This is a genomic window from Vibrio sp. Vb1554 (assembly GCF_033344235.1).
This window is the reverse complement of record NZ_JAWPOJ010000202.1, coordinates 1-1378: the sequence shown is the minus strand read 5'-3', so window position 1 is coordinate 1378 and position 1378 is coordinate 1. Positions and strand designations below refer to the sequence as shown.

The window sequence follows — 1378 nt, the reverse complement described above, 5'->3', positions numbered from 1 at the left end:
CGTGAGCCCAAGCAATGTTAAAGATTACTTGTCTATTTCTTCAGTCTTGGCGTGTGGTGGTACTTGGATGGTACCCGGCGATTTGATTGACAACGAGCAATGGGATGAACTGGCGAAGCTGGTTCGTGAAGTTGCGGGAATTATCGAATAATTCCTCACCCCGGTTAGCGCCGAGAACTATCGTAGATAGTCGAACGATCTTTTGAGCAATTTGCCAACGCCTGCGGCTCCACCGTAGGCGTTTTTTTATGTGCAGTTTTGGCGAGTTAAAAAGCCAGCTTTCCACTAGGCGCGACACAAAACAACGCGCCCAATACGGTTTACTTACCCATTTACTTACTTAGTTTTTTGTTTCTGCCAAGCACGTTTAGAGTGCTGGGTAGGTTGTAGTAGGAACAAGCTAAACAGCAACACAATGCAGCCAATTGCGACAAAGATGGATTGAGAAGAGCCCGCTAACACGACGCCGGCAAGAATCAGTAACATGCCCGCCAACGTTGTGATGGAGCCGACATAAAGTCCTTGCTTATGATTGATAGGGGACTGCTCCTCGTCGCTGATCGGTGTGGCTAGTTGAATCGCAAGTGCAGTGCGACTTTGCTGGATTGATGGTGACTCTTTGGCATAAAAGACCCGAGTAGACAGGAAGAAGCCTCCCGTCACCAGTAAATGAACGGCAAGCGTTGCGACCACGGACAGGTCTTTGCTTTCTCTTGGCGTTAATGGCGAGGAAGAGAGCCACTGTACATCAAAGATAAACATCATAAAGAGCGATACTGCGCATCCGACCATAACGGTGGCCCATCCCGACCAGTTTGGTGTTTTCAAACTGACAAGCGCAAGCAGAGATGGGATGTTGATTGGCATCTGAATGAACGCCGCGAACACAATCATCATGTCGAACAAGCTGTACGACTCAACAGACGCCAGCAGTAAAGCTGTGACCGTGGCTAATACGCCAGATACTATCGTCGCAATTTTTCCAACCATCAACTGCTGACGACTGGTAGCATTTGGGTTGAACCACACTTGGTAGAGGCTTTTGACCACAATGCCAGCGTTGCGGTTGTGTGCTGATGAAAGCGGCGCAATGGTCGCGGCCACCAATGCCACCATCACCAATCCGAGTAAACCTTGAGGCATGTAATGCTGGATGTAGTAAAGATAAGCGGCGTTGTTCGCACTCTGCTCTAGTGCAGGATAGATCGCCAGTAAATCGATGTTTTGTGCTGCCACGAACCACGCTGGCATAAACCACAGTACAGGGGCAAAAACAAACAGCACACCAGCAACCAATGCGGCCTTGGTGGCGTCTTTATCGTTGGCGGTGGTCAGAAAGCGATAGCAGCTCAAGGTGTGGTTATTACTCATGGTTTGT

General features: G+C 49.2%; 1 protein-coding gene and 1 pseudogene. One reads left to right on the top strand and one right to left on the bottom strand.

Features of this window, described 5'->3' with window-relative positions:
• Positions 1–151: pseudogene (locus R8N28_RS24950) on the top strand (keto-hydroxyglutarate-aldolase/keto-deoxy-phosphogluconate aldolase); the annotation flags it as partial.
• Between the two features lie 185 nt (positions 152–336).
• Here the strand turns inward: R8N28_RS24950 and R8N28_RS24945 are convergent.
• On the bottom strand, positions 337–1378 hold a 1042-nt coding region (locus tag R8N28_RS24945; RefSeq protein ID WP_412079933.1), incomplete at its 5' end, for a sodium:solute symporter family transporter.